This window comes from Segatella hominis (assembly GCF_019249725.2).
GTDB lineage: Bacteria > Bacteroidota > Bacteroidia > Bacteroidales > Bacteroidaceae > Prevotella.
This window is the reverse complement of the sequence record NZ_CP137559.1, coordinates 2,245,626-2,266,523: the sequence shown is the minus strand read 5'-3', so window position 1 is coordinate 2,266,523 and position 20,898 is coordinate 2,245,626. Positions and strand designations below refer to the sequence as shown.

Annotated in this window: 17 protein-coding genes; 11 read left to right on the top strand and 6 right to left on the bottom strand. The window is 45.0% G+C overall.

What is annotated here, in order from left to right; genetic code table 11:
• Positions 1 to 166: 166 nt before the first annotated feature.
• On the bottom strand, positions 167 to 847 hold the full coding sequence (locus KUA50_RS09410; RefSeq protein WP_218457970.1) for a hypothetical protein: 681 nt from the start codon (positions 845 to 847) through the stop codon (positions 167 to 169).
• A gap of 252 nt (positions 848 to 1,099) precedes the next feature.
• Here KUA50_RS09410 and KUA50_RS09405 point away from each other — a divergent pair, with 252 nt between their 5' ends.
• The 3 genes from KUA50_RS09405 to KUA50_RS09395 all read left to right on the top strand — a co-directional run bounded on the left by KUA50_RS09405 (position 1,100) and on the right by KUA50_RS09395 (position 2,605).
• Positions 1,100 to 1,732: a nitroreductase family protein gene (locus KUA50_RS09405; RefSeq protein WP_218457971.1), complete on the top strand. Its 633-nt coding sequence runs from the start codon at positions 1,100 to 1,102 to the stop codon at positions 1,730 to 1,732.
• 180 nt (positions 1,733 to 1,912) lie between these two features.
• A complete protein-coding gene (locus tag KUA50_RS09400; RefSeq protein ID WP_218457972.1) occupies positions 1,913 to 2,377 on the top strand; it encodes a helix-turn-helix domain-containing protein in 465 nt (154 codons plus the stop codon).
• Positions 2,378 to 2,605 carry a hypothetical protein gene (locus tag KUA50_RS09395; protein ID WP_218457973.1) on the top strand — a complete coding sequence of 76 codons (228 nt, stop codon included), beginning with the start codon at positions 2,378 to 2,380 and terminating at the stop codon, positions 2,603 to 2,605. It abuts the gene before it with no gap.
• Between the two features lie 48 nt (positions 2,606 to 2,653).
• On the opposite strand, the gene KUA50_RS09390 is transcribed toward KUA50_RS09395, so the two are convergent.
• The 4 genes from KUA50_RS09390 to KUA50_RS09375 all read right to left on the bottom strand — a co-directional run bounded on the left by KUA50_RS09390 (position 2,654) and on the right by KUA50_RS09375 (position 8,112).
• Positions 2,654 to 3,184, bottom strand: coding sequence for a GNAT family N-acetyltransferase (locus KUA50_RS09390; protein ID WP_218457974.1), 531 nt, complete (start codon positions 3,182 to 3,184; stop codon positions 2,654 to 2,656).
• A 3-nt stretch (positions 3,185 to 3,187) separates the two neighbouring features.
• A complete protein-coding gene (locus KUA50_RS09385) occupies positions 3,188 to 3,394 on the bottom strand; it encodes a hypothetical protein (protein ID WP_218457975.1) in 207 nt (68 codons plus the stop codon).
• Between the two features lie 256 nt (positions 3,395 to 3,650).
• Positions 3,651 to 5,180: a hypothetical protein gene (locus KUA50_RS09380; protein ID WP_218457976.1), complete on the bottom strand. Its 1,530-nt coding sequence runs from the start codon at positions 5,178 to 5,180 to the stop codon at positions 3,651 to 3,653.
• A gap of 115 nt (positions 5,181 to 5,295) precedes the next feature.
• On the bottom strand, positions 5,296 to 8,112 hold the full coding sequence (locus tag KUA50_RS09375) for a TonB-dependent receptor (protein ID WP_218457978.1): 2,817 nt from the start codon (positions 8,110 to 8,112) through the stop codon (positions 5,296 to 5,298).
• A gap of 382 nt (positions 8,113 to 8,494) precedes the next feature.
• On the opposite strand from KUA50_RS09375, the gene KUA50_RS09370 reads away from it, so the two are divergent.
• The 8 genes from KUA50_RS09370 (at position 8,495) to KUA50_RS09335 (ending at position 19,821) form a co-directional block, all read left to right on the top strand.
• Complete coding sequence (locus KUA50_RS09370; protein ID WP_218457979.1) at positions 8,495 to 11,689, top strand: SusC/RagA family TonB-linked outer membrane protein; 3,195 nt, start codon at positions 8,495 to 8,497, stop codon at positions 11,687 to 11,689.
• Between the two features lie 23 nt (positions 11,690 to 11,712).
• Complete coding sequence (locus KUA50_RS09365) at positions 11,713 to 13,479, top strand: RagB/SusD family nutrient uptake outer membrane protein (RefSeq protein ID WP_218457980.1); 1,767 nt, start codon at positions 11,713 to 11,715, stop codon at positions 13,477 to 13,479.
• A gap of 23 nt (positions 13,480 to 13,502) precedes the next feature.
• A complete protein-coding gene (locus KUA50_RS09360; protein ID WP_218457981.1) occupies positions 13,503 to 14,483 on the top strand; it encodes a hypothetical protein in 981 nt (326 codons plus the stop codon).
• 25 nt (positions 14,484 to 14,508) lie between these two features.
• Positions 14,509 to 16,248 carry a C10 family peptidase gene (locus KUA50_RS09355; RefSeq protein ID WP_218457982.1) on the top strand — a complete coding sequence of 580 codons (1,740 nt, stop codon included), beginning with the start codon at positions 14,509 to 14,511 and terminating at the stop codon, positions 16,246 to 16,248.
• A gap of 212 nt (positions 16,249 to 16,460) precedes the next feature.
• On the top strand, positions 16,461 to 17,180 hold the full coding sequence (locus tag KUA50_RS09350; protein WP_218457983.1) for a DUF6088 family protein: 720 nt from the start codon (positions 16,461 to 16,463) through the stop codon (positions 17,178 to 17,180).
• A gap of 169 nt (positions 17,181 to 17,349) precedes the next feature.
• Positions 17,350 to 18,171: a carboxypeptidase-like regulatory domain-containing protein gene (locus KUA50_RS09345; protein WP_218457984.1), complete on the top strand. Its 822-nt coding sequence runs from the start codon at positions 17,350 to 17,352 to the stop codon at positions 18,169 to 18,171.
• 83 nt (positions 18,172 to 18,254) lie between these two features.
• Positions 18,255 to 18,572, top strand: a complete 318-nt coding sequence (locus KUA50_RS09340; protein ID WP_006848442.1) for a helix-turn-helix domain-containing protein — start codon at positions 18,255 to 18,257, stop codon at positions 18,570 to 18,572.
• Positions 18,562 to 19,821: a type II toxin-antitoxin system HipA family toxin gene (locus tag KUA50_RS09335; RefSeq protein WP_218457985.1), complete on the top strand. Its 1,260-nt coding sequence runs from the start codon at positions 18,562 to 18,564 to the stop codon at positions 19,819 to 19,821. The genes KUA50_RS09340 and KUA50_RS09335 overlap by 11 nt, the downstream gene beginning before the upstream one ends.
• A gap of 31 nt (positions 19,822 to 19,852) precedes the next feature.
• Here the strand turns inward: KUA50_RS09335 and KUA50_RS09330 are convergent, their stop codons facing one another.
• The gene (locus tag KUA50_RS09330) at positions 19,853 to 20,773 is read right to left on the bottom strand and encodes a hypothetical protein (protein WP_218457987.1); all 921 of its coding nucleotides are present in this window, start codon (positions 20,771 to 20,773) and stop codon (positions 19,853 to 19,855) included.
• Between the last annotated feature and the right edge of the window lie 125 nt (positions 20,774 to 20,898).

Here is a 20,898-nt window from a genome sequence, read left to right as displayed (position 1 = left end):
TCACTTTGCTATTCATTTTGCATTCTATCTTGATTGCTAAAAATGAAATGCGCTGCAAATATACGAAACTTTTTCGAGAAATTTGCAGTGCATTGCAAATTTCTTTCTGTAAAACTGATAACACTTTCTGTAATCTGTATATCCGAGAATTTGTATTTGTTTAGTTTTATTGCCCGATACATCCTATAGTTTTTATTGCCCGATACATCCTATAGTATGCGTATATATAAGCCGATGTAGTGGTTATCATACTGATGAAATTCATGCTGGTGATGGCTGCCTGCTGGGTGTTACCTGCCAGATAAAACACTGCAACAGGGAGTATATTTGAGCATATCAGCCATACCATGAAAACCAGGATAAGGGCTATGCCCAGTTTGCGCATGTTACCTCTGTGCTTGCTGTACAGATGGCAGCCGGCTATCAGGGAAGCGATGACGGAAATCAATACCATAGTGCTTTGTATCCAGGTGAGAATCGTTGTCGTGGGTGTTATCTGTCCGTTCTGCATCATCGTTACGAGATGAAGATTGAAGCATTGGCCCAGGATGAATGAGAGCACATAGTAAAGTACCATCAACTCGCTGCAGCGCCGTAGCAATTTGACGCCTGCTGGTAGCGTGAAGCGAAATATTCCCCATAAAGCTATAGGGGCGAGCTGCAAGACCAGTTGCTTGATGGTAACCAGGATGGGACTTATTGGAATCAGGATGGGACTTGTTCTGAAGGATAAGCCCGCTTGTCCGCAAACAGAAAATGCCAGCGAAAACAATGCGAAAATGCAATATGCATACATGGCATATTGTGCAATGCGATTTATATCTATAGAATAACTTTTTCTTTCCATAATTCTACGTTTGATGATTTTATAAACAGCTTATCTTGCATAAAACCATTGCAAAGATACGAAGTTTTTGGAAAATTCTAGCAAAATAGGTGGAAAATGTTTGGCTATGATATATTCTTATTAAAAGAATGGCAGAATGAATAATAAAAACTCTAAAAAGTTATAACGTATCTTCTTGAATATCAGTATTTGTTGCTATCTTTGCACGGTATATACTAATTGAAATATAGGTTTAATCATACAATGAATAATATGAAGAAGATATTTTTAGGATTGGCAGCTGCACTGATGTTGACTGCCTGCAACGAGAACAGACAGCCGGAGGCAATGACCAGCGTTGACTCTGCAAGTGTGGTAACCGATTTGATGATGAGTCGCAGAAGCATCCGTGCTTACAAGGATTCCGTCATCAGCCGCGATACCCTGAACGAGATTCTGAAATGCGGCATTCATGCGCCAAATGGTCAGAACCTGCAGTCGTACGAAATCAGAGTGATAGATTCTCCAGCACTCATCGATTCGATAACCCAAGCCGTGGTAAAGGATAATCCTAAGATAGCAGAGCGCAAGGGCTTCAAGAACATCTTCGTGAATGCTCCATGCGTGCTTTGCATCGCCTACGATACTACTTATGATATGGCACAGATTGATTGCGGTTTGCTTGGCGAGAACATCATTCTTGCAGCATGGTCAAAGGGCATCGGTTCCTGCTGCCTGGGCAGTTCAGCCCGTTGGATACTGGATTCGCCATCAGCCAAGCCTTACCTCGACCGTATGGCATTCTCCAAGAATTACAAGCTGCTCTACTGCATCGCCTTAGGTTATCCTGATGAATCGCCAGAGGCAAAGCCAAGACGCCAGGATATGATTAAGTTCATGGATTAAGACAAATGAAGTTTGATGTCCTGTTTCAGGATATCAAACTTTGAAGATAGATATGCATCTTTTTGAGACTTGTATGCAAAACATGAAACATCTTCTTCAAGTTCTTTTTTATGCAACTTTAAGTTAAAAAAGTTGCTCGTTTGGGAAACTTTGACTATTTTTGCTCCAAAAAGAACAGATATGAAAAAGAAATTCGATAATACAGATAATATTCTGGGGGGCATAGTAAAAAAAGTCCGTCAGGAAAAAGGGCTATCGCAAGAGGCTCTTGGAAAATATGTAGGATTGGGCAAAAGCAGCATCAGTAAGATAGAAAGCGGAAAGACCAATATTTCTATAGATGATGCTTCTGTTCTCTTGGAGGCTATGGGGGAGAAACTGAGTGTACACATAGGCAATCAGTATCCTCCAGTTGAGACTATGATGAAAGCGACAATCTTTGTCACGGTTGCTGCTTGCTGGTTTGCTGAGGATAAAAAAATTTCTAAACAGAAAGCTTTCAACTTCCTTCAAAAGAATCAAGGCATCAGATTTTTGGAGGAGAACTGGGAAATAGAGCAGACTCTGCCAAGGGAACAGATCATAGAGGATTTGACTCGTATCTGCAATAATCATATCGTAAAAGCTAAGAAAAAGAGGGTATAAATGAACTCATTAAAGATTGAGAATATGGAAAATAAGTATAATTATGAATACGTATTAGGTGAAATTGCTTGTTATATAGCAAAAGAATGTAACCTTACGCCAAGTGAAGCAGTTGGTGTGGTAATGAATGATGATTGCACAGACGCTGTCATTGAAGAAATTCAAAAATCAGACAGGATAGACATCGAAGCTTTGGCCTCTCGTTACTTGACGGAGGAGCTTTGCTAGTAATAAAAAAGTCTCTTGCTCATATAATTTGAGTAAGAGACTTTTTGGTTATAACGTTGCCAAATCAAAATATAGAAGGCGGGTAGAATCGTCTTTGTCATCGTCATTTAGAGGCATAAAGCCATTTTTTATGTAGAAAGGTACAGCATTGGCATATGCATCAACAGTAAGAAACCTGCAACCAGTTTTGTTATCATTAACGAAATAGCTTTTAATGAAATCTAATAGGTATGAACCTATATGTTGTCCATGAGCTAATGTGCTGATACCCAGTCTGCACAGTTTTACTGCCGGATATCCCTTTAGACGTTTTTCGTTGACAAAACGAGTTTTTCTAAAGCGATTGTATTCTGTTTTGCTGGCAAAATTGGATAATGAGATTTTATCATTAGCCAAACTGAAGAAGCCTAGAAGAACCCCTTCTTTATTTTGTGCGACATAACTTGTAGCTATAAGTGCTTTGCGGTAAGGCTGAGCTTCATTGACAATAAAATCATTTAAGTCTTCATCTCCGCAATCAAATGTTTCTACCTTTTCGTCTTCTTCCAGGCGTATGATACAGATATCATTGTATTCCATTCATTATGATACTTTTATGATTCCAGGGATTGTCTTGCCTTCTTTTCGCATTTGCTCACCACGCTGTAAGGCTGCTAACATAGCATGGTAATGCTCCAGTCTTATCTTTCTTTGTTCAGGAGTTTCCTTCTGAACTTTGTTCATTCTTTCCTCAAATCTTTTAGCATCTTCGCCATAAAGAATTGGGGTTTCTTTAATTGGTCTTGCCATATTTCGAAAGTTTAAATGTTCTTTTCTGCAAATGTACGACTAATATTTTAAGATACCAAACTTTTGGGAGGTTATTTTTGTTTTTGTCCTGTTTTTAAAGTATTAGTTGCTCTTGATGATAGATGCATTCCCTCCATAACACAACAAAAAAAGCATGGTGCAAATCGCTGCGCCATGCCCTAATAAAGAAAACCTTATAGTCAAAATAGAAATTAGCAATTCTTATGCTTATAATAGAATTTGTCCAATACTTATTTTAGTACTTTGTGTTCTGTGGATCGAAGTTGGTCCAGCCGCTCAGCCAGTTGTTGCTGCCATCGAAGGCACCGATGTAAGTTACTGCATCGAAACCTGTCCAACCGCTAAATGATGCGGCTTTCAGCAATGGGCTGCCTGCGATAGGAGTATATCCATCAGCACCTACCAGTGAAGTCCAGCTGTCGAAGTACTTGTTGCTTGGCTCAGAGAAGAAGAAAGTGTTGCTGTATGACTTCTGATTCTTGTCGATATCCTTCTTTGCTGCTGCATCGTAGAGATAGTCGCCATAAATCTTGTTGGCATCGCTTCCTATCGCATCCATACCTGCAAAGTATATATTCTGGAGCTTGAACTTCTTGTCCTTTGAATTCTGAACAGTTTCACCCTTTTCACCATCGATGATCAAGCCGATAGGCCAACCTAAGGCTACAGAGTTGATGCAGTTGAGGTTGGAAGAACGGCGGATCTGCATCGCAGCCTGGAACTTGCCGAGAGCAGAACCGTTGTTTGGATTGTATGCACCTGCTGTGATATAATCTGTGGTATTCTGGAACTGGCTATCCAAAACCTTAGGACCTACGAAGGTGATATTGGAGAAAGTGGCTGTGGTACGAGGATCTCCTGTTGCACCATCAGCGCAGTTATCGCTCTCGAAACCATTGCTCTGAGAGGTATCAGCTATCTTGCTGTCACGCAGAGAAAGACCGTACTGCACCTTTCCTGAGAAACCATTGTCTGTATCGAAATCATCATCCCAACCCTTGTAGGCTACGAGATACTTGCAGTTCACAGTACCACCAAACCACTCGAAGGAATCATCATTGGAATAAGATACCTGTACGTGGTCAATCTGTGTGCCTGAACCTACAGAACCGAAGGTCAGACCGTTGATTTCCTTATCTTTCTGGAATGGATAACCCGCAAACTCGATGCGTACATAGCTCAATGCTCCTGAGTTGTCGGCATCATCGCTGCCACCATGGTGAGTACGAGGACCACCTTCTATCTGCATATCAGTCTGGTTGTTCTTAGCCTTACCGCAAAGGATGATGCCACCCCAGTCGCCAGGCTTTCTGCTGCCAGCAGCCTCTTCAGAAGTGAAGACAATAGGTTCTGTAGCTGTACCCTTGGCGATGAGTTTACCGCCACGCTCTGCGATGAGTGCAGCCTTGGTCTGCTTGTCGCCCTTGATGATAGTTCCCGGTTCGATGGTAAGTTCAGCGCCATCTGCGATATATACCCATCCCTTGAGGAGATAAGTGCCTTTCTTCAAAGTCTGCTTGCCTGTGAAAACGAACTCCTGGTCGCCGTTTCCAATCTGTGTTCCGTTGGCGTTCTCCTTGTCGTCTGTACCGAAGAGAATCTGGTCGCAAGCCTTCAAGCCGCCATTGGTTGACCACTTGTAAACAACTTCTAATCCTGGATTTGGAGAAGGAGTTGGATCGTCATTGTCACTGCTGCAACTGCTCAATATGGCAGATGCTGCGAGGATGCCCATGCATCCATAGAAATACATCTTGTTCATCATTGTTTCTTGTATTTATTAAACAAACATCTAATTCATTTATTTATTAGTAAATCTAATTCATTGATTTATTAGCCGAATAACCGAAAATCTCATTTATGATCGATTAAAGAATAGTTTAGAATTTGTATATCGCCTGCAAACCGATGTTTCTGCCCGGCTTGTAGCATCTTGCAATTTCTTCCACTTCCTTCTTGCTTCCGTCGCTATACGTTACATCAGCAAACTGCTTGTAGTATATCTTTTCTGCAAGAAGATCTCTTACGTTGAGTTTCAGTTCGAGATGGTCGCCGAATTTCTTAGCCAGTGAAAGGTCGATGGTGTTGCGAGGCATCTCATAGCTGTGAGGCACTCGGGAGTTGGAGTCATCGCCTGTGCTTCCCTCGCTTCTTCCCACACCGATGATTCGCTTTCCGATGCGGTTGTAGAGTAGGGCGATATCCATCTTCAAAGGCTCATTCTTATAGAAGATGCCTGTGTTGATAAGGTATGGCGACTGTCCCTGCATCGGTCTGTCTTCCTCTTTCGCTCCCTTCTCAAACTGCACCTTACTCTTAATCAGGGCACCGTTGAACGACCAGCTGAAATCTTTCAGTCCGATGAAGTCGAGATTCTTTCTGATGTCCAGCTCCACACCATAGTTGTTGGCACTCTTTGCATTCTTATAAGAATAAATCAAGTCTGTGCCGCCAGCCACCGTGTAGGTCCACTCGATAGGAGAATCGAAATGCTTGTAGAAAACTGCTAATGAGATGAGTTCTCCACGGGATGGATACCACTCATATCGCAGGTCGAGGTTATCGACATAGCAGTTCTTCAGTTCTGTGTTTCCCTGTACGTTGCTGGCAAGATCGAAGTCATAATATACCGCCGGTGATACCTCGCGGAATTCTGGTCGGTTGATACTGTGTCCATACGAGAGGCGAGCCTGATGCTGGTTGCTGATCTTATAGGTCGTATTGAGAGATGGAAAAACATCGTCTGTCTTGTAATGACGGCTCGATTCACTCTTCTCGTAGTCACGGGAATTGGAGATGAGTTCCATATCATTATGCTCGAAGCGGACACCGGCGTGGATGCCGAGTTTGCCAAAGGGGAGAGACATCGCCAGGTATCCTGCGCCTAAGGTGTTGTGTCCGCGGTAGTTGTTGCGCATCTGCTTTTCCTCCAGAAGATACAGCTTGTCGTAACCCATGTTTGTCTCGTTGGAGAGCAGGGTTGGGATGTCGCTGTGGCGGAAGTCGGATGGCATGTTGTTAGCTGAAACATTCCAGTTGTAGATGAAGTTGCGGGTCTGGTATTCTCGGCTGCGATACTCTCCGTAGGCACCCACTTGCAAGTCTGGCTCAAAGTTGCCAAACTTGAAGTGGTGCTTGTCATTTACACCAAGAGAGAGAATGTGTTCATCGAGTTGAGTCCACTCGCGGGATATGTCGTTGCCGGTGCTCAGGGCATAAACGCCCGATTCAAGAGCATCGTCGATGAGAAATCTGCGACGGTCAGGCAAATGACGGTTGGCATACGCATACCCGATGCTCCAGTCAAGGGCGTCGCTAGTGAAGGTGTGCTTGCCGGTAAGCTGACCGTTATATGTAGTTCGACTGCGGTAGTAATACTCTGCGCTTCGCTCCAGGTTCGACTGGGCGCTCACGCCATCACGCCAGGTATATCGGCTGGTAGCCAACTGGTTGAAGATGTTCTTGAGCTGATACTTGTGATTGCCGTCCTTGGAAAGGAAGGTGAAGTTGAGCATTGCTCCGAGTCTCACGTTATTATTATACTGGTCGTCAACAGAGTGACGAAGATAGTTCGGCTTGTCGTTTGCCGCATCATAGATGCCATAGAGATTGTTCTCCATGTTCTCGTAGGTGCGGTATTCGTTGGTATAGTTCAGGGCGGCGAGCATGCCGAGTGTTCTTCCGCCCAGCATCCAGCGCTGGTTCAGGCTGGCCGCCAGTTTCAAGTCGCCCAAAGGCTTCCTGTTCTTGATGAGCCAATCATTATTAAGCCCGTTGCCCAGGAGCGAAGTAGCATAATCGCCCACCGGTTTCCCGTTGGCATCGAGCTGTGGGTTCAAGTCAGCATGGATGCCCCCATTCAGGTTTCTCAAGCCATTGTCGAACCCTAGGAAATCGGTTCCGGAACCTTTTGAGTAAGAGAAGTCCTTGAAGGCAGAAGATGTATTCCAGTTTCCGCCTACGGCGATGTTGAAACTGTTTTCTGCCGGAATCTCCTTGGTGTTGACGATGATGAAACCGCCCGAGTAGTCTGCGGGATATTCAGCCGTTGGCGACTTCACGATGGTGAGGTTGTCGATTTGCGAACTTGGGATGATGTCGAAGGAGAATGCCCTGGAATCAGCCTCAGAACTAGGCACAGCTCCTCCGTTCACCCACACATTGTTATAACGCTGTGACAAACCACGAACCATCACGAATTTATCGTCGATGAGGCTCACGCCTGGCACTCGGCGTATCACCTCACCCGCATTCGTATCCTGAGTACGAGATATTTCCTGTGCCGAAACATTGCTCACGATGACGGGACTGTTTTTGGCCACCTGTATCATTGCCGCATCCGTATTACGCCTTTCCACTGCGGTAACGGTCACCTCCTTCAGCTGCTGTTCATCAGGTTGCAGCGCAATCACCTGGTCTGCGTCCTTCGCCTGAACCCCGTCAATTTTTTGAGTCTTATATCCTATATAGTTAATATATAGTGTATATGTCTTTTCTTTATCCAATCCATCGATCTGGAAGTTTCCGTCGATGTTGGTGATAGCCTTCACGTTGGTTCCATCCACAGTGATGACTGCACCGATGAGTGTCTCTTTCGATTTCTGGTCGATAACCACACCCTTAATCTGTTGCGCCCACGTTGGCATGCTAGCCGCCGAGAGCAATCCTAATACAATAATTCCCCTTTTAATATTCATAACCTATATCGTTTGATTACGGTTGCAAAGGTATAGTGGTTTTATTACACTGGGGTTGCGATGAGGTTGAAAGGCATTGACGAAGCTGCGACAATGGTGTTACGGGCGAAAATCTGTTGCCTTTTTCGGGAATTTGAATCTTGAAAAATGGCATTAATACCTTGGTTTTGAGTGAAATGTATCTTTTTGCTATGCAAAACAGCAATTATTGTGATTTATGTTTGGCTGTTAACGGATTTTGTATTACCTTTGCATCTGAATACATATTTTATGTAAAACTTGTAATGGATAACGTTGTAATATATAAAATAGGTGTATTCAAGATAAAGAGAGGAAAAGAGACGAGTATCATAAGAGATAATAATATAAGAAGAGAAGATATATGAAAATGAAGGTTTTATTTGCTTCCCTGTTGCTGGCTGCTTCAGGGCAAGTGCTGGCACAGTCTTCCGGACAGGTCGGGGGACAGGTCTTCGATGAAAATGGAGACCCTGTAGTGGGTGCACAGATCATGGTGAAAGGTTCTAAAACCGGAACCGTGACCGACATTGATGGTAAGTTCAGCTTGCCGAGTGCTAAACAAGGAGAAACAATTGTAATCACTTATCTTGGTATGGATTCACAGACCGTGAAGGCGGCGCCGGGTATGAAGGTCAACATGCAGTCGCAAGACCGTCAGCTCGATGAGGTCATCGTGGTGGCATACGGCGAGCAGAAGAAATCATCCTTCACGGGTTCTGCGGGCGTAGTGAAAGGTGACCTTTTGGAGAAAAAGCAGCTCACCAATGTGTTCAGCGGATTGCAGGGCGAGGTAGCCGGTGTGCAGATGACCAATACTTCCGGTTCGCCAACAGCCACTCCTTCTTTTGCCATCCGTGGCTTCAGTTCCATCAACGCCGGAACATCTCCGCTCATTATCGTGGATGGTGCTCCATACGATGGCGGATGGAACAACCTCAATCCTAACGATGTGGAGAGTGTCACCGTGTTGAAGGATGCGGCATCCAACGCCCTCTATGGTGCCCGTGGTGCCAATGGTGTTATCATGATTACCACCAAGAAGGGTAAGGCTGAGAAGGCTACCATCAGCTTCGAGGCTAAGTGGAGCGGCAACAGTCGTGCCACCATCGATTACGACCGCATCACCGACCCTGCCGAGTATTATGAAACCTATTACAAGGCTCTCTATAATTATAATGTACGCGACAAGGGCATGTCGGCTTTCGATGCGCATGTTGCTGCCAATGAGACTATGGGCAAGACAAGCGACAAGGGCGGATTGGGCTATGTGGTCTATGCCGTTCCTGAGGGACAGTATCTCATTGGAACCAACGGCCGCCTGAACCCGAATGCCACCCTGGGCAATCGTGTTTATAACAACGGCAAGTTCTATACTCTTACCCCTGACGACTGGGTGGATGAGGCTTTCCGCAATGCGCTGCGCCAGGAATACAACATGAGTATTACCGGTGGTAGCAACAAGATGACCTACTATGCTTCCCTGGGCTATCTGAAGAACGAGGGTATCGTATATAACTCTGATTTCGAGCGATATACAGCCCGTGTCAAGGCTGATTACCAGGCCAAGGACTGGCTGAAGGTGGGCACGAACATCAACTTTGCCCATACCGACCAGAATGATGTGAGCGATGGTAGCCAGACGGTTTTCGATATCACCACCCGCTTTGCACCTATCTATCCGGTTTATCTGCGTGATGGCGAAGGCAACATCATGACCGATGAGAATGGCAAGATGTATGACTATGGTGATGGTGGAAATGGCGGTGCACACCGTCCTACGGGATTGGAACCTCTGAGAAACTTCCTGCAGACGGATAGACTCAACGCCAACAAGACCTTTACCAATGTGTTCACCCTCAATGGTTTTGCTGATATCACCCCTGTCGAGGGCTTGAAGCTGACACTGAACGGCACCGTGACCGACAATGAGTGGAAGAATACACAGACCACCCAGCCTTTCTATGGAAATACTGCAACGGTTTATCCGGGTGGATATGTATATAAGGCAGCTTATCAGACCTATACGGTCAACTTCCAGCAGATAGCCAACTACAGCAGGCAGTTTGACAAGCACAGCTTTACCCTGATGCTGGGTCATGAGAACTATAAGTACATGTATAATTACCTGAGTGGTGACAAGGAGAAGATGTTCTCTTATTTCGGAGCACAGGAACTGGATGGTGCCGTGAAGGTGATTTCCAACGGCAGCAACACCAGCAATTATAACACCGAGGGTTATTTCTCCCGACTGATGTACGATTACGATGGCAAGTATTTCCTGCAGGCATCTTACCGTAGAGACGCCTCATCCCGCTTCCATCCCGACCATCGCTGGGGTAACTTCTATTCCTTCGGCGGAGCCTGGATTCTGAGCAAGGAAAAATGGTTCCAGTCTTCCTGGATTAATATGCTGAAGCTGAAGGCTTCATGGGGGCAGCAGGGTAACGATGCCATCGGCGACTACCGTTACACCGATACCTACTATCTCAGCAATTTCAATGGCGAGGTAAGTTTCGTGCAGAACACCGTGGGTAATCCGAATATTACCTGGGAGACCAACAGCAACTTCAATGCAGGTATCGAGTTTGAACTCCTCAAGAGCCGCATCACGGGTAGCATCGAGTACTTCAGTCGCAAGACCACCGATATGCTCTGCTTCGTATATGTGCCATTCTCAGGCGGTTATACCGGTTCTTATGACAATGTGGGTGATATGGTCAACCGCGGTGTGGAGGTAGATTTGCACTTTACGCCTATCCGCACCAAGGACCTCTCGTGGATGATCAACCTTAACGCCACCCACTACAAGAACAAGATTACGATGCTCAACGACGACAATAAGGGCAGTATGCTCGATGGACATCCTGGTTACGTAAGCGATCCTTACTTCTATGGCGAGGGTCTGCCTATGCACACCTTCCGCCTGAAGAAATATGCCGGAGTTACGGCAGATGGTGAGTCTTCCTGGTATGTGAAGGATGAGGCTACCGGCGAACTGACCACAACTACATCCTCCACCGCAGCCTCTTATTTCAACTGTGGTACACCAGACCCAGACCTTTATGGAGGTTTCAGCAGCAACCTGGCATTCAAGGGCTTCGACTTCTCCATCACCTTCAACTACAGTCTGGGCGGCAAGGCCATCGACTACGGTTACAAGGCTTTGATGGGTAATCCATCTTCCGGCAACACCGGATTCTCCCTGCACAAGGATATCCTGAAGGCATGGTCAGAAACCAATACCAATTCTGATATCCCACGCTTCCAGTATGCCGTGAAGGATGTGGATACCAGTTCGGCCATCACTTCCGACCGCTTCCTGACGAATGCTTCCACGCTTACCCTGCAGAATATCAACCTGGGCTACACCTTCCCACGAAAATGGGTAAATAGTTTAGGATTGAGCAACCTGCGAGTATATGTATCGGGCGACAACCTCTACTATTGGAGCAAGCGCAAGGGCTTCGACCCTCGTGGCGGCTTCTGGGGTACTTCTTCTGAATCATCCTATGCGCAGGTTCGTTCCTTCACCGGAGGCATCTCTGTGCAGTTCTAAAGATACGACAAAAACAATAAGACATGAACAAAATGAAAAGAAATATCAATCATATCATCGCAGCGATGGGGATGGCACTGGGTGTGCTGAGCCTCAGCAGCTGTATAGAGGAAACCTATCCGAACAATCAGGCGGTGCCTGGGCAGATCAGTTCCTCAAGCAAGTCGTTGGAATATCTTGCCAACAGTCTTCCTTCTTTCCTCACCACCTGGAATACCTACGGCGGTAGCGACTATACCCAGGACTGGGGTTATCCTTGCCAGATGTACATGCGCGATTTGCTCTGCGAGGATTTCCCGATGAGCGACAATGGCTATAACTACTGGTCGTATACAGAGGATGGATCTACTCTGCGCTACGCATATTATTATCCATTCTACTACTATTATGCATTCATCAAGAATGCCAATAATGTCATCTCTACCGCCAAGAGTTCGGTGGAGGGTGGCAACAAGAGTGCAGCGCCTTATATGGGACAGGGCTACGGCTATCGTGCCATGCTCTATCTCGACTTGTACAGACTCTATGAATATCGCAAGACGGGTGTGGCTACTCTGGATGATGCCGCTGAGAAGGCTGGAGTATATGGACTCACGGTGCCTATCGTAAAGGAAACTACCAGCAAGACGGAACTGGGCAACAACCCTAGTGCGCCTTTCTACACCATGTACCGTTTCATCATGAACGACCTGAACCTGGCTGAGGAGGCGCTGGACGGTTACAGCCGAAGCAACAAGGCTTTCATGGACAAGAGTGTAATCTATGGTCTGAAAACCCGTCTGTGGCTTGCCATGGCATCCCGCTTTGAGCAGAGTGCCGACGACCTTGCCAAGCAGATTGAGGCCGATAAGAACGAAGACGGATATGGCAAGTTGGGCATCACTTCTGCTAACGACTGCTTTGCCAAGGCTGCTGAATATGCGCAGAAGGCCATCCATGCCGATACCTACAAGCCACTGACAGAAGCGGAGTGGTCGGATACCAATACGGGCTTCAACACTGCCAACGATTCCTGGATGTTCGGTACGCTTGTTAACAGCAAGGAGCAGATTAACACATCAGAGTGGTACACCTTCTGGGGCTGGATGTGCTCGGAGGCAGCTTGGAGCATGGCTCAGTATAACTCATACCGCTGCATCAGCAAGGCACTCTACGACAAGATTTCCGTGAAAGACTGGCGCCGCCAGAGTTGGGTAAATCCTGCTGATGCCGGAGAGAAGATCAATGCGGCTGGCAAGGACAGTGTGCCTGCGGGCTACAAGACCAAGATGACGGGTGAGCAGTGGGCCAAGCTTCCTCAGTATGCCAACATGAAGTTCCGTGCAGGTAGTGGCGGTATCACCAAGAACGACCTGGAGACCGGTCAGATTGCTTCGCTGCCGCTGATGCGTGTAGAGGAGATGTACTTTGATTATTTCGAGGCCATTGCTCACACCCAGGGTGTAGAGGCAGCAGCCCAGGCTTTGCAGGACTTCGTGAACACGTATCGTTACACCGACGGTTCCTACAAGTGCAAGGCAAAGACCATGGACGATTTCATCACAGCCCTGATGGTGCAGCGTCGCATCGAACTGTGGGGTGAGGGCCTGGTGTTCTTCGATTACAAGCGTCTCAATCTCCCTATCAAGCGCCATTATGCAGGCAGCAACTACGAGCCAAACTATCAGCTCAACTCTTATGCCGGCTATGTGGCACCTTGGATGAACTATATGATTCCTGAGGATGAGAAGGATAGAAACCCGGCAGTGGTGCTTGGTCCAAATCCATCTGGTGCCATCACGGCAGAGTAATTTATTTAAAAAGAACAAGAAAAATGAGAAAGTTACAACATTTATTATATATGCTGCTTGTGGGTATGGCCATCACTGCCTTCACTGCATGTAGCGACGATGATGATTATCAGCCTGCCCAGAAAGTGGCGGAGGATAATATGGGAGCCTACTTTGCTGCAGCCAATGCAGCCAGCGAGGTGCTTACTCCTGAGGAATATGCGGCTCGACCAACGGTTGATTTAAAGGTGAAGCGCCAGAACACCAAGGGCGATGTTTCCATCCCTGTGGTTGTGGATAAGGCAGATGCCGTGTTCAAGGTTCCTGCTGCTGTGGAGTTTAAGGATGGTGAATCAGAGGCAACTCTTTCCGTAGCTTGTCCTGGTCTCCAGGCACTTCAGTCATATCAGTTTTCCATCCATCTGGATGAGGCTGCCACGAATCCTTATGTCAAGGTAGATGGTTCTCCGGTGTTTAATTACACGGTGATGGTGGCCCGTTGGGTCAAGGTAGTGGAGAATGCCACCTTCATGTATCAGAGCGATATCTTCCCATCAGTCAAGTCAGATATCTATCAGTTGGAGGGTCAGAACAAGTTCTACATCGAGAACTATCTGGGTTCTGGCATCAACCTGGGCTTCTATATTATTCCGCAGGATGCCAACGGCACATGGACCACTTCGGCATTCTCTGCTTCCGACAGAAGCACCTGGAAGGGTATCTTCATGCCAGCCGACCATTATATGAACGATCCTGATGGCGGTACTTACTGGTATCTGATGAAGGATGCTGATAACTATGAGTATGCCAGCTGGACACCAGAGGGAGCTGACAAGGGCATCAGCTACATCAACTTCTATCTGGATACCACAAGCGATGACTATGCATCCATCGACATGAGTGGTTCAACCACATCATACGCCGGCTTCCAGACTCCTTATATCTATTATTCAGACGGCAATGAATCGGGCTATACCTATATATATATGTATTGGGACAGCACCAATATTCCAGCCGCAGAGTAATGAAACTTTTTAAAGAAAGAAAACGATGAAAAAGAATCAATCAATAATACGCAAGATGGGGATGCTGCTGATGGCAGCATTCCTCCTTGCCACAACCTTCACTGCCTGCAGCAGTGACGATGTGGTGAAGACGCAGTTGGAGACTCCTGCTGTTACCGAAGGAAGCAAGACGGTAAGTTCGCTGGCTTTCAACTGGCAGCCTGTGGCTGGCGCTTCCCAGTATGCCTACGAACTTTACGATGCTGATGAAAAGGTAGTGCAGGGTGGTGTAACCGCTGCCACATCTGTAGTTACCACGGGCTTGAAGCCTAGCAGCACCTACACCCTGAAGGTATGGGCATATTCGCCTTTGAACAGCGATAAGACCACTTCGCCTATCGCAACCCTCAAGGCAACCACCAATGCCAAGACTCCGCTGGTTAAGCCTACTCCTACGGCTGAAACCGGTAATGGCGGTGTCACGATTTCATGGCCGGCAGTGGAGCATGCCGATTACTACAAGTACAGTTATACCGTAGATGGCGAGGTGAAGACGGGTAGTGTGGAAACTAACAGTGTGACCCTTACCGACCTGCCTATCGGCGAATATACCATCCAGATTATCGCATCGAGCAACGATGAGAACTATGCCGATTCTGAGCCTATCTCGCTCACCTTCCAGCGCACCAAGAGTGAGCTTTGGCGAGCTGACGGTACTTATACATCCGTAGGTTTGGGCACCAGTTTCAAGGCAACCATCGTGGCATACGATGATGGTACCTATACCATCGATAAACCGTTTGGCGAGGAAGGCTATAGCATCAGCTTCACCGTTCCGGAGGGTTCTACCGAGATTACTCCTGTGGGTACGGCAAGCAATGGCTATTATGCTTTCTATGTAAGCAGCCAGTATTATGTAAGTCTTTATACAGCTGGCGGTTATTCTGAGTTTGATGGCACCAAGGAAGAGGGTGATGTCTGGTTCTATTCTTACCTGAACGATTATGATGGCAACCAGGTAGGTGAAGGTGGTTACGATGAATTCACCTGGAGCGAGGGTGATGACATCCCTGAGGGCTGCAAGGAAGAAGTTCCTGCGCTTCTCACCACAACCTGGAATCAGTATGCACCTTATTATAATGCCACTCCATTAGATAATGGTCAACCATCGCTTACGGGCTGTGTGGCTACGGCTTTGGCTCAGATTATGAATTATTATCAGTATCCTGAAAAGTATGCCGATGGCACCAAGATTGATTGGAACCAGATGTTGCCTACTTACGAGGGTGTGGAATACACCGATGCCCAGGCAAATGCCGTGGCTCAGTTGATGGCTCATTGTGGAGAGGCAGTGAATACCACTTATGGTTCGGGCGTCAGCTCCGCCTATCCATCCGAGGCAGCAACGGGACTTCCTGCCAAGTTTGGCTACATAGTGAAGTATTACGGTTATCGTGATTATCCTAATGCGCAGGATGCCAAGCTTTGGAAGGAGGTTGTATTCCGCGAGTTGAGTGCCGGTCGCCCAGTGCTTTATGGCGGTACTTCTTATAAGAATGGTGAGGCAGACTATTTCTCTCATTCTTTCGTCATCGATGGTTATGACAAGCAGGGACGTGTGCATGTAAACTATGGCTATGGTGGCAAGGGCGATGGCTATTTCCCTATCGACAAGTTGCCGATGAAGTTTGATGGTTGGGATGAGACCTTTGATACCTATCAGACATTGGTAGTCATTCATCGTCCTCAGGATGGTGAGATTGATTATACTTTGCAGCCACAGTAAAGCAGATTTTTTGAAAATGTAGATATATATATATATATGGATTATCCCGATAGGCATATTGTTGCCTATCGGGATAATTGTTTTTGTATATAACGAATGAAACAATAGTGATGTAATGGGATAAAAAAGTTTAAATAAACGCAAAAAGTCAAGTTTTTGACGTAAAAAACAAGACTTTTTGCTATCTTTGCAATCGAAAAAAGAAACGTAATATGGTTATAACAAGACAGATAAAAGAAAAATTGTCATCAACTCCTGCTGGAGTTGTACTGACAACACGAGACTTTGGTGTGGAGATGCGGTATCAGCCTGCACTCGCCAAGGCCCTCAGCCGTCTTGTGCTCCAAGGCGAATTGCTGAAGATAGCTAAGGGGAAATACTATATCCCTAAGAAAACAATATTTGGAACGCTGAAACCTTCCGACTCAGAACTCGTAAAAGACTTTCTGGAGCAAGATGGAAAAATAGTTGGTTACATAACAGGAACAGCTGCATTTGCATCTATGGGACTTACCACTCAGATAAGTTCATCTATATTAATAGGTACCAACAAATATCGTCGCCCTACTATCCGAAATGGCGTGAAGGTTTCTTTCCTCTTGCAGGAAAATATTATCACTTCAAGCAATATCCCATTGCTTAGGATACTGGATGCGTTGCGCTTGATAAAGGAAATTCCAGCAACATCACCCGATGAATGTGTAACAAACATCTGCAAGGCAATAGAAGTACTTTCGCAGGAAGAAAAGCAAGAACTTGCAGAATTGTCCTTGGCATACACCCCTTATGTAAGGGCATTGCTTGGAGCTATATATGAAAATATGGAGCTTGATACACAGGTTATCAGTAGTACACTGAATGGAGTAACGAGCTATAAACTCCCTATCTCTGATAAAGTATTGTCAAACAAAAGAAACTGGAATATCATATGAGATTACATGAAAACCGGGAACTGTTCTCTGCTGCATTGCAGGCTGCATCCCAACCGCTAGAAGAAGGCGGGCTTGGCATCAAGAGCAAGATTTACGCTGCTATATTTAAATCATGATTCAGTATATATAAGCATAAAATAATTTCTAATAAAATTTTAAAGCTATGAATATGAGGAGATTTATATTTTTTCTGATTGTCTGCGAGTTCTTTTCTTTGGCATGTATTGCTGCAAATAAGACTATTATAAAAGGACATATTGTAGATGAATTTGGTAAGAACGTTGAATTCGCTAGTGTATATGTAGATAGTATATATGCAGTATCTGACAAGGAAGGAAATTTCTCTCTGGTGGTGCCCGATGGTATGAAACAGGAACTTGTGATTAGTCATATCAGTTATCAGACCAGTAAAATTCCTTATGATGTATATAGCAAAAAGACTTCGCTGCAACTTACGTTGAAGGAAAAGACCTGTGATTTGTCTGATGTAACTGTTGTTTCCAGTAAAAAGCAGGAAGGCATTCTGGGGAAAGGAGTTCGGGCACCAGGTGATGTTGCATTTCATAACGTTAGAAACACGAAATATGAAACGGGCCCCTTATTTGTTGTAAATAAAGACTATTATGTGAAAACAGCCAAGTTGCGAGTACAAAAATGTACTTTTGCTTCATGCACAATTCGTTTAATCATTTATGAAGTAAAGGGAACAAATTTTATGCCTGTACAGCATCGACCTTTGTACGTCCGATTATCCGAAATTTCAGATAAGAAGGATTTATCTGTTTGGATAGAAGAACCGTTGAAACTGGAGCGCAATCATAAATATTATATAGGTGTAGCTGTTATGGCAAGTAGCGGTAATGGCGAAATTCATTTTCCTGCTTATTTCAAGAAGGGCTGCGTAAGAAATCTGTGTACTGATAGAAAAAAGAATTTGCCAGTAACCTTGGGCGTTTCTCTTTATGGTATATCTGCAAAGCATCTTCAGTAATATTTTTTATTGCAATAACTAAAGATATTTAAATATTTAACCCTATATTTGGCGATAAATAAAGAAATAACTATATTTGCAGCATGATTACGGAATATGGTATAGAGGCAAAGTCTAATTCTGAGATTATATCAGAATTGGGAGGACGATTCAAGCAATATCGTCTGTTCAGCAATCTCACTCAGAAAGAGGTGGCTGTAAAGGCTGGTGTGAGCATTTTCACCATTAGCCAGTTTGAAAAAGGCGAAGCTAAGAACATAGGCTTTGGCACTATTCTTTCTCTGTTGAGGAGCATTGGATTCCTGCAGGAAGCAGAGAAACTCTTGCCGCCGCTGCCAATGTTGCCTAGCCAAGTGAAGAAAATGAATGAAAAGAAGGAAAGGGTAAGACATGAAAGATAATGTTGTGCAGGTGAATTTGTGGGATAAGAATGTGGGCTTGTTGTCTTGGGATGACAAGCGCAGCTGCTCTGTCTTCCAATTCGACAAGGATTTTATGCAGTATGGATGGAATATTGCTCCATTGGTAGCACCGTTGGATTCTGTTTATGTCCAAAGAACTTTCCCTATGTCTGGAAACAGAGAAAAACTTTATGCAGGTTTGCCTGAGTTCATAGCAGATTCTCTGCCTGACCATTGGGGAAATGTGGTCTTCCAGAAATGGATGGAAGCCAATCATCTGCAATCCAAAATGGTAAATTCAGTGGATAGACTGTCTTTTATCGGTAAGAGAGCAATGGGTGCCTTGGAATTTCAGCCTGCTCATATCCAGGAGGATGCATCTGTAAATATCGAGTTGGCTTCACTTTATGAACTTGCCAATAAGATATTTCTGGACAGGCAGGATGTGAACATTGATATGAGCAACAGTCTTATTCTGGAAAATCTGTACAAGGTGGGAACTTCCGCTGGTGGTCAGCGTCCTAAGGCTATTATCGGTATGGATGAGGCTACAGGTATTATTCGTTCTGGCCAAGCCGATTTGCCAACTAACTTTAAGCACTATATATTGAAGTTTGATACAAGCAGGAAAAATGAACTTCCTTTTACCAGGGTAGAAATGGCTTATTATCTGATGGCCAAGGATGCCGGTATCAACATGATGCCTTCTCGTTTGGTAGAGATTGAAGGGACCCAGAATTTCCTGACCCAACGCTTTGATAGAGTGGAGGGTAGAAAAATATATACTCAGACTTTAGCTGCCATGAGTTCCTTGGCTGATACTTACGAAGATTTGTTTGTGGTGGGTAGAAAACTGAAATTGTCTGCAGAAGAGCAAACCCAGCAGTATAGAAGAATGGTGTTTAATGTTCTTGCAGAGAATGTTGATGACCATACCAAGAACTTCTCATTTGTGATGTATCCCAATGGAGAATGGCATATATCGCCAGCTTACGACATCGTATTTTCCGCCGATCCTGATTCGCATTTCTATCGTAACCATGAACTTACGGTTCTTGGCAAGCGAAAGAATATAACGAAGCAGGATTTGATGCTTTTTGCACAAAGACAGGATATCAGAAATGCTTCTAGTATCATAGAAGAAGTGGAAGACGTGGTGATGAACTTCAAGTCTTATGCCGAAAAAGTGGAAATCGATGAGCACTGGATACGCAAAATAGAACGGGTTTTGGAAGAAATCCGTAAGTAAGCGATTTCATCAGGCAATATTTTTAGCCCCCTTACTCCTTTATCTCTTTCATGTTTGCAGGATTATAGGGAGTCAACTGCTGCATCTCCTGCTCTGTTGCTTCAGGCAAGGAAGGTATCTTGTTTCTGATGCAGAAATCGGTAATGGCGGCAGCTGATTCTTTGGGAGTAGAAGAATCCGGTTTGATGGATTGCTTCTTTTCTACATACTCCTTTTCCGTGATATATAGCTCGGTAATCACATGGATGAGTTGCTGCTGCTTGTCTTTCTTATGAGAGAAAAGATAGCTGTTGTCTGATTTCTGGAAGAGCAGGTCCTTGAAGGAATAGTAATCTTCAGGACTTATCTGATAGGTTTCCACCACATGGTCGTAGATATCTGTCTGGGTATAACCGAAAAGCTGGTGCGTCAGATTCTTGTAGGTAGGAAGCTGGTTGATTTCTATCTGACAGATATTCCGGCTGCTGTCCGTTTGAATACTGCCTATTGTCTGCTGATTGAGCAGGACGAGTTGAGAGCCCAGTGAATCTTTCAGCTGATATTTCTTTCGATATTGCTCAATAAGTGTCTTCTCTTCCGGCCAAGGTCGGAAGGTTCCTTCGTCACTAACCATGAATGCTCGCTTTTTGTCTTCGGAAACGAGTCGGCTGTTGTGAAGATTTCTTTTGGAATAGGCATTGAGATCCGTCTTTCCATTCTTCAGGTTGATGTAATACTCCACGATGCCGTCGTTGAAGTATTTCATTACAGAGTCGTTGGTCTGGTAACTGCGATAATATCCCTTGAGTCTGATGAAGTGAGGACGGTGCCCTGTTACGTTCACATCCTCCAGTTTCTGTATTTTGGTAATATGTCCAGGCATCTTCTCTTCCTTGTTCTGTGCCATGAGACTGGTAGGAAGGAAGAGGAGAAGCACAAACAGATATTTCATATAATAATGATGATGTTTCATATTGATGATGCTTTAAAAAACTACTTAATGATGTGCAAAAGTAAGAATAATCAGTTAGATGCGCAAAGAAAATCTGTTATTATTAGGTTAAAACCGTAATTAAGTAAACTGTTTCAGAGAATTTG